The following is a 5,360-nucleotide window of genomic DNA, read 5'->3' as shown; positions in this document are numbered from 1 at the left end:
AGAAGAATATGAAAAACCTTTTGTTTTAAAAATATTACAAGAATTTGATACAACAAAAGAATTAATTAATTCTTTACAAGAGGGATGGTTAGAGTTTTATAATGGTGCTGGTTCTAATAGCGAAAGTATTTTAAGAACCCGTATTACAAGGAATATAGATACTAATCAAAATTTTAAAGACCCACTTAATAAATATCTTCGTTTTTATGAAATAAAAGATAGTGATAGAGAATATTGCATAATCAATTCTGATGAGACTATTACTAAACAAGAATTACCTGATTATAAAACCAGATTTTTAGAACAAGAAAATATTCCCTATCATATTTTATACAAAAGGGAAAAAGAAAATTATATGCCTGATTCTGTATTCAATAGTTTGATTCATTTTCAAGATAAAAAAGAGTTTATCCAAGTGTATTTTAAGTTAACACCATCTCAAAAAGATTTTTTGGATTTGGAAAAAGGATTTGTATTACCAAGAAGTAATCCAAAACAGACAAAAGAAAGAGCTAATTTGATAAATGAAGTTAGAAATTTATATAATAACTTAACTGATGAACAATATAGCAAAATTGGTTTTGGCTTCCCGATTTCAAACTTTAAATCAACATTTTCAAACTATTTTAATATTGTAAGCAAAAATGATTTAGAAAAGAGAATACAACATCAACCAAAATTGAAGTCAAAAGTTAATCCAAAAGATACTTCCGACCGCAACGAATTTGAACACATCGTTCACGAAATAAAATATCTATTATGAGCAAATTACAAATAAATACTCGAGTAAGGAGATTGGCTTATTATTTAGATGATTTTGAAAAAGGGAATTTTAGAATTCCAATTTTTCAAAGACGTTATAGATGGAATGATGCCAAAAAAAGGATAGATTTATTTGATAGTATTATTAAAGGGTTTCCGATTGGTACAGTTTTACTTTGGAAACCAAATGAGGATATTGATTTTAATCCTGAAAACGAAGACAGAAAAATTGGTTCTTATCTATTAGATGATCCAAATGAAAATGCCAGTTACATATTAGATGGCTTTCAAAGATTATCTACAATTGTTGGGTGTTTGCTTAATCCTAACACTACAAATTTAGCTAGAGACGATGAAGAATGGCAAAATAATTTTAATTTAATTTATAATTTTAAAAATAATAGAGTTGAAGTAGGTCCTAAAAACACTCAAAATTTAGATTTTTATAAAGTTCCTCTATATCAATTAGCTGATACTAAAGAATTTTATAATATTCAAACAAAATTTGCACAAAATACAAATTTGATGAATGAAGATGAGATTAAAGATTACATTTCCAAATTTCAAGAAATCTCCTATCAAATTCAAGATTATATGCTTCCATCCATTGATATAATAGGAGGGGACTATGATACAGCAAATCAAATGTTTGTAAAAGTTAATACTCAAGGAGAAAAAATTGATTCAATTGATACAGCTTCTGCTTTTACTTCAACTGGTAATTTTAGATTAGGTATTCAAATTTCAGATATAGTTGATAATTTAGAAGGAAAGAAATTTTTAAATAAAAAGAAAAAAGAGGCATTTAGATTAAATATTTTCAGAACTATCCAAAGCTCTTTCGGTCCTTTATATTTAGATTCAAAAGCGACTGATGTTAAAACTTTAAGCGAAAAACCAAATTTTTCAGAAGTTGTTAATCAAACATTAGACAATTGTGTAAAAACTGTAAATTTTTTTAAAGAACAGTTGGCAGTTTTAGATTTAAAATATATTCCTGCTAATTTACATTTTATATTTTTAGTTCAATATTTTAATATAAAAGGAGAATTACAAAAAGAAGATGTTGAAAAAGTAAAATTCTGGTTTTGGCAATCTTCTTATACTAATTGTTTTACCAAATACAATCCTGCAAAACGTAAAAAAGCTTTTGAACGTTTTTTAGAGTTTTGTAGAGGAGAAAAAAGAAATCCTTTCTATTGGGATGAAGAAGTAAAGCTACACGTTGATAAGTTCCCTGACAAAATTGACTTTGGTGGAGTTAGAAAGCAAGCACTTGCTCTATTTATGGTAAATTATTCCATCAATAGAGAAAACATTTTGACGACTGAAAGCATCAATAGTGATGAAATAACAGCTGTAAATGAATATAAACTTTTTAGAAATGAAAACTCTATCGGAAATACTCTTTTTGTTCCAGTTCAAAAAAACGAAATAAATGAACAAGCCAAAAAGCAAACCTCTCTTCAATTTCTTCTTTCCAATGAATTTAGAGGAATGTATTCTGAATTGTTCATTACGGACGAAATGCGAGATTTACATGCTCAAAAAAAGAATAAAGAGCTGTTGAAATTGAGAGAAAAACTCATTCAAGAAAAAGAAAACGAGTTTATAACAAATGTTTTAAATTTAGAATTAGAATAATATTATGGCACTAGACAAAAACGATATCGCAAAACGCATTGCAAAAGAAGTACAAGATAAATTTTACGTCAACCTCGGAATTGGCATTCCAACCTTGGTGGCCAATTATGTTCGCGAAGATATTTCGGTAGAATTTCAGAGCGAAAATGGCGTACTCGGAATGGGACCTTTTCCTTTTGAAGGCGAAGAAGACGCCGATGTGATCAATGCAGGAAAGCAAACCATTACTACTTTACCAGGAGCTTCTTTTTTTGATTCGGCTTTTAGTTTCGGGATGATTCGTTCTCAAAAAGTAGATTTAACCATTCTTGGTGCGATGGAAGTTTCCGAAAATGGCGATATTGCCAACTGGAAAATCCCTGGTAAAATGGTTAAAGGAATGGGCGGTGCGATGGATTTAGTAGCTTCAGCCGAGAATATTATTGTTGCCATGATGCACGTCAATAAAGCAGGCGAGTCTAAAATTTTAAAACGTTGTACATTACCATTAACGGGTGTGGGTTGCGTGAAAAAAGTTGTAACCGAATTGGCCGTTTTGGAAATTACCCCAAAAGGGTTTAAACTTTTGGAAAGAGCCCCCGGAGTTTCAGTAGAACACATCATCGCCTCCACAGAAGCGGATTTGATTATTGAAGGGGATATCCCCGAAATGCAAATGGATTAACGCTGCGAAAGTAGTTTACAAATCTGTAGTATGAATAAAGTGGTAGTTGAGTTTCGAAATCAATTTTGAAGAATCAATTTTTTTCCCCGATCGTTCATTGTCTTCGAATTCAGGAAGTGGCAATCCCAACGCTCGGGTTTTGGCTTCATAATATTCTTTTCGCGAAGGATGATGAGGTGCAACTGCATTGAATTTTTCGCCCCAAATGCCTTGCTCAATGAGTGCCGTAATAATACCAATGCAATCCTCTTGATGAATCAAATTTATCGGTGCTTGTGGATTGGGGATATTGCTTTTTCCAGAAATAAATTTGGCTGGATTTCGCGTGTCGCCAATCAATCCACCAAAGCGTAAAACCGTTGTTTTAAAAGCCGTTTGCTGTTGCAAATAATGTTCGGTTTCCAGCAATTCTATTCCCGATACCGTTTCTGGTTTTTCAATGGTTTCTTCGGTCACTGTAATTATATCTTCGCCATAAACAGAAGTCGAACTGATGAATAAAACCTGTTCAATTTCCGAATTCAAAATCCCTTTTTGAACAAACGTCTTTATTTTAGCAACAAAAGATACTGGGTTTTCTCCTCGCAATTTCGGAGGAATTGCAATAATCAACGTGCGGGATTTTTGCAAAAAAGTTTCGTAATCACCCGAAATAAAATCGGGCAATAAGTCAATGACAAACGGTGCTATTCCTTTGGCTTCAAAATCACTTATTTTAGGTGCAGAAGTGGTCGAACCTCGTACACTATATCCTTTTTGAATCAAATGTTCGGCAAGCGGTAAACCCAACCAGCCACAGCCTAAAATACTAATTTCCTCCATTAATTATAGGTTGAGCAGGTGTCGAATCTGCTGCAATTACAGGTTTAAATGTATTCGGTTTTATTTTCTGACGCAGCACTACGGCATCATTCAACACAAAGGGTGTTGGAATCATCCAAGAAGCTCTTTTAGGAACGGAGAACTGCTTGTTTTCCAATAAATCAAACGAAGATTCTAATAATTCCATGTCCAATTTTGTCGAAGCATCAACTGTAAACGATAGTTCCAAAGGAGCATTATCGACCACATAATAACTCAAAATTTTCTTGCCGTTTCGTCTGTATTTGGCATTTTTCCAGCCCACGAGCGAAACGCCATTTGCTTTTAAATTATAGAAATCCATATTTTCATTGGCAAAAACATCGTAGCGATTTACTTTCCGGTTGGGTGTAATGGTAATTACATATTTTTTTCGGGCATTTACCATCGTATCTTTAATAAACTCAATCGACGGTCCTGCAAGCGGTTTTACATCGGTTTTTGAAGTAAAAGTAAACGCCGAATTATACTTACTGAAAAACGGCAAATCGGTTGTCGGATCGGCTTGTTTAGGTAAATTCCCAAGGTAATTTTTGGTCCATTCGTCGAGATTTTTATCGTATGTAGCCCAAACTGCGGTGTTCGTATCTTGGTTCAATACATACAATAAACTGTTGGGTTTTGCTTGTTCATCCGTGTAACCGGCTTTTATGTGGGCGTTCGTCAAAAATCCGATAGCTACTAAAAAGCTCACGATGGTCCATCCGTTTTTCCCTTTTAGCGCGCCAAAAACAGGCAATAATAATCCCACAACTAATGCAATAAGCAATGTACTTCCAACAATCATTTTCAATCCCAGCCCTACAGGAAGCGTGACCACAAATGGTAAAAACAGTACAAAAGCGGGAATGCTGAAAAGTAAGTTAAGCATAAAATTGGTTCGCTGTGTAACGATAAAAAATCCAAATGAAAGCAACATTCCAAACACCGGAATTATGAAAAAACTGCCGCCGGGTAAGTAAATAACAATTAGGAAATTGATTATAATCCAAAGAAAAAGAGGCGCCACAGATCCATTCATAAGTTGTGAACTCGTGCGGTAATTTCGATAAAAAAAGAATGAAACCATTAATGCCAAGGCAGAAAACGCATAAATATAATCGTGTCCGTTGTAGGTAAATCCATGTAAAATGTCAAGGTATTGGGGATAAATTAAAAGTAAAAGTTTCCAACCAAAGAAGCCCATGATTCCAGAAACCAAAACCGAACCCAGTAACGGAATAAACCCCCGAAACATATCCGAAACATGTAAAATTCGTTTGCCAATCCCAATAAAAATAAATGCTAAAAACAATGTGAGTGCCAATCCAAACAAGGGAAAATTCCAATCAAATGGATAATGTACAAATTTTAACGGGGTATTAAAATAGACCTCGTCGTCCGAGGATGCTAAGGTTCGCAAATCGGTGCTGCCAAAATACTGCAGCAA

Annotated in this window: 4 protein-coding genes and 1 pseudogene; 3 read left to right on the top strand and 2 right to left on the bottom strand. The window is 33.5% G+C overall.

Going from position 1 to position 5,360, the window contains the following annotated elements:
• The 3 genes from ACIQ2X_RS13470 to ACIQ2X_RS13460 form a co-directional block, all read left to right on the top strand.
• A partial coding sequence (locus ACIQ2X_RS13470; protein WP_396179449.1) for a hypothetical protein occupies nucleotides 1-763 on the top strand: 763 nt, incomplete at its 5' end.
• Complete coding sequence (locus tag ACIQ2X_RS13465) at nucleotides 760-2,406, top strand: DUF262 domain-containing protein (protein WP_396179448.1); 1,647 nt, start codon at nucleotides 760-762, stop codon at nucleotides 2,404-2,406. The genes ACIQ2X_RS13470 and ACIQ2X_RS13465, both read left to right, overlap by 4 nt.
• Before the next feature lie 4 nt (nucleotides 2,407-2,410).
• A complete protein-coding gene (locus ACIQ2X_RS13460; RefSeq protein ID WP_396179447.1) occupies nucleotides 2,411-3,070 on the top strand; it encodes a 3-oxoacid CoA-transferase subunit B in 660 nt (219 codons plus the stop codon).
• 15 nt (nucleotides 3,071-3,085) lie between these two features.
• Here the strand turns inward: ACIQ2X_RS13460 and ACIQ2X_RS13455 are convergent, their stop codons facing one another.
• Nucleotides 3,086-3,892, bottom strand: coding sequence for an SDR family oxidoreductase (locus ACIQ2X_RS13455; RefSeq protein ID WP_396179446.1), 807 nt, complete (start codon nucleotides 3,890-3,892; stop codon nucleotides 3,086-3,088).
• A pseudogene (locus ACIQ2X_RS13450) lies at nucleotides 3,879-5,360 on the bottom strand (peptidase M28); the annotation flags it as partial. The pseudogene ACIQ2X_RS13450 and the gene ACIQ2X_RS13455, both read right to left, overlap by 14 nt.

Source organism: Flavobacterium sp. (assembly GCF_044368625.1).
In the GTDB taxonomy this organism is placed as follows: Bacteria; Bacteroidota; Bacteroidia; order Flavobacteriales; family Flavobacteriaceae; genus Flavobacterium.
This window is presented reverse-complemented; position numbering and strand designations above follow the sequence as displayed.